Here is a 370-nt window from a genome sequence, read left to right as displayed (position 1 = left end):
ACCAGATTCAGTCGCAAACGGGTCCGCAATAAACCGCTCCGCAGTTAAGTCATCACGGTTAAGATATCCGGACGTCACCCCAGCCCCGGCTATGTATATCTCACCACTGGCACCGACCGGCACCGGCTGGTGAGATTCATCCAGAATATAAATCCGCGTGTTGCCAATCGGTTTGCCTATCAATACACCCTCATCCGTTAAACTCAATGGATGCGTCGCAGACCAGACCGTGGTCTCCGTCGGGCCATACATATTCCACAACTGACCGACGCGACTGAGAATCTCATCCGCCAAGACTTTCGAGAATGATTCACCGCCAATCAGACCGCTTAACCGCGGGGAGCCCTGCCAGCCAGCCGCCAGCAACAGT

General features: G+C 54.9%; 1 protein-coding gene. It reads right to left on the bottom strand.

The genetic code is table 11. From position 1 onward, the window contains the following. On the bottom strand, positions 1-370 hold a 370-nt coding region (locus AC55NX_RS20895), incomplete at both ends, for an AMP-binding protein (RefSeq protein ID WP_496997478.1).

It is taken from the genome of Vibrio rubrogenes, from assembly GCF_059641415.1.
The sequence above is the reverse complement of the archived record's forward strand: the minus strand, read 5'-3'. Positions and strand labels throughout refer to the sequence as shown.